Raw genomic sequence first — 2,649 nt, 5'->3', positions numbered from 1 at the left:
GTGGGGCGCACGCAAACTTTAAACGCTTCGGGAGAGATTCCCTCTTGGTTGGTTGGAGAAATCCTGCTTGCTAACGGAGACTCAATGAACGAAGAATCCCCGTCTCTTTAGAGCGGGGAGCGTCAATTTTGTAGAGTTAGGAAAGAAACTCAAGCAAGTACAAAAACGGGCAGAAACTGCTGAACAAAGAGGGCAAATGCTAGAGGCAAAATTGCGAGCCTTATGGGTAAAATTAGATTAAATTAACCTAGTTTCTGGAGCGGACAAGATAACTTTTTTCGTCAAGCACAAAGACACAAAGTTATACTACAGCGTTTCTCTCACCATTAAGATAAATGCTATAATGTATTCGCCAACTCTAAGTGGTCGAACAAAATTAAAGTTAACCGTGAGGCAAGGGAATAACCCAGAGGCAATAGTCAAGGCTCTCAGCTTTATTAATGCTTCTTAATACAAACGTATTTGTTGAGAGGGTTTCCGAGCAAATATGAACTGTAAACTGATTAGGCATCGTCCCTAATTCCTGATGCTGACTGGGGATAACTGCCATGGTTTCCACTACTTAGAAAAAATTACCAAGTTTGTGTTGATCACTCAAGGAGAAATTTTTATGGAAATATCTCGTCCTAATCAAGCAGAATTAACCACAGAAGAACAACAGGAACTAGAAAAGTTGCGAGCTATTATCGAACAGGCTAGTGTTGATGGCGTGATCACTCAAGGGGAAAGGGACAGAATCGCCCTAGCTATGAGATCTGATGGCAAAGTAACCCTACAAGAATTAGAGTTAGTCAGAACTTTAATTACCGAAAAAGTGAACAAAGGGGAATTAGTTCTTGATTATCTTTAAACTCTGAAAAATCACATAAAAAAAAGACGGGGTTTTCACCCCGTCCTATTTGTTAAGAATTATGACAAATCCTTGACTTGTGATACTAATTGTGCTACCACATCTTGAGCGCTACCAAAGAGCATAAAAGTTTTAGGATTGTAGAATAATTCATTTTCTACCCCGGCAAAACCCGATCGCATACTGCGCTTAATCACGATCGTGTGCTGTGCCTTATCCACGTCCAGAATCGGCATTCCATAAATCGGACTAGCTTTATCATGACGGGCAGCGGGATTAACCACATCATTCGCCCCAATAATTAACGCCACATCGACGCGCTCAAACTCAGGATTAATATCATCCATATCGTAGAGTTGCGGATAGGGAACATTAGCTTCGGCCAATAATACATTCATGTGTCCTGGCATTCTTCCCGCCACGGGGTGAATAGCATATTTAACCTCAACGCCATTTTTTTCCAACTGTTCAGCCAATTCTCGCACTGCGTGTTGTGCTTGGGCCACTGCCATGCCGTAACCTGGTACAATCACCACAGAACGAGCATAACCGAGCATCATAGCCCCTTCTTCTGAATCAATAGCATGAACCGATTTATCGAGGCTAGAAGTGGCGCTCGCTTCGCCTCCGGCACTAGCACCTGTACCAAATGCCCCAAATAGTACACTAGCCAGCGATCGATTCATGGCTTTACACATGATCTGAGTCAGGATAATCCCCGACGCACCCACCAAAGCACCGGCGATGATCAACATACTATTCATCAGGATAAAACCGACTACGCTGGCGGCAAGTCCCGAAAAAGAGTTTAAGAGGGAGATAACCACGGGCATATCGCCGCCGCCGATGGGAAGCACGAATAAAGCCCCGAAAATTAAGGAAAGTCCCACCAAGGTCAGGAAAACATCGATCGAGGTGGGATCAAAAAAGAGATAGATACTACCCCCTAAAAAGGTGAGTAGCAAGAGAATGTTAAAGGGTTGCTGGAAAGGAAAAGTTACGGGTGAGCCACTGATTAATTCCTGTAATTTGGCAAAAGCGAGGACACTACCGGTAAAAGTGACACCACCGATCAATATACCCAAAATAGCGATCAGTATCGAGTCAAAGGCAATATTTTCACCACTTTGCAGTAAACGCCAGTATTCGCCAATGGCAATTAAAGCGCTGGCAGCACCGCCTAAACCGTTAAAAATCGCCACCATTTGGGGCATAGCTGTCATCGGGACTTTTTGCGCCGAAACTAAGCCGATAATTGAACCAATCACCAACGCTACGGCGATTAAACCATAGCTGAGGATTTCTTGATTGATTAAGGTGGCAATAACGGCGATTAGCATCCCGATGGCAGCCAGAAAATTGCCTTGACGGGCGGTAGCGGGGGAAGATAATTGTTTAAGACCGATGATAAATAAAATGGCGGCGAGTAGATAGGATAACTCGATCCCTGTGATCAGGGCATTATTCATGATTTAGCCTCTTTTTTCTTGAACATTTGCAGCATTCGATCGGTAACGACAAAACCACCGACCACGTTAACCATCGCCAAAATAACGGCAATTAACCCTAAAATTACGGTTAATTCGTGCCAATCCGTGCCTCCGGCGATGAGGAGCGCACCGACAACGGCGATACCTGAAATTGCATTCGCTCCCGACATCAGGGGTGTATGGAGAGTGGGAGGGACTTTATTGATTACCTCGAAACCGACAAAGGAAGCGAGGACAAATACCACTAAAGCGGTTAAAAGTTGGGCAGTCATTGGTTAAGTAAAAAGGGGATAGGGTTTGGGGATAGGG

Annotated in this window: 3 protein-coding genes and 1 pseudogene; 2 read left to right on the top strand and 2 right to left on the bottom strand. The window is 44.4% G+C overall.

The window, feature by feature from the left end; all coding sequences use genetic code 11:
* Both IQ224_RS25200 and IQ224_RS23000 read left to right on the top strand, forming a co-directional pair.
* Positions 1-111: pseudogene (locus IQ224_RS25200) on the top strand (RNA-guided endonuclease TnpB family protein); the annotation flags it as partial.
* A 499-nt stretch (positions 112-610) separates the two neighbouring features.
* A complete protein-coding gene (locus IQ224_RS23000) occupies positions 611-850 on the top strand; it encodes a hypothetical protein (RefSeq protein WP_036401738.1) in 240 nt (79 codons plus the stop codon).
* Between the two features lie 59 nt (positions 851-909).
* Here the strand turns inward: IQ224_RS23000 and IQ224_RS22995 are convergent, their stop codons facing one another.
* On the bottom strand, positions 910-2,319 hold the full coding sequence (locus IQ224_RS22995) for an NAD(P)(+) transhydrogenase (Re/Si-specific) subunit beta (RefSeq protein WP_002745772.1): 1,410 nt from the start codon (positions 2,317-2,319) through the stop codon (positions 910-912).
* On the bottom strand, positions 2,316-2,612 hold the full coding sequence (locus IQ224_RS22990; protein ID WP_002733247.1) for an NAD(P) transhydrogenase subunit alpha: 297 nt from the start codon (positions 2,610-2,612) through the stop codon (positions 2,316-2,318). Before IQ224_RS22990 ends, IQ224_RS22995 begins: the two co-directional genes overlap by 4 nt.
* Between the last annotated feature and the right edge of the window lie 37 nt (positions 2,613-2,649).

It is taken from the genome of Microcystis sp. LEGE 00066, from assembly GCF_015207925.1.
Taxonomy (GTDB): domain Bacteria; phylum Cyanobacteriota; class Cyanobacteriia; order Cyanobacteriales; family Microcystaceae; genus Microcystis; species Microcystis ichthyoblabe_A.
The sequence above is the reverse complement of the archived record's forward strand: the minus strand, read 5'-3'. Positions and strand labels throughout refer to the sequence as shown.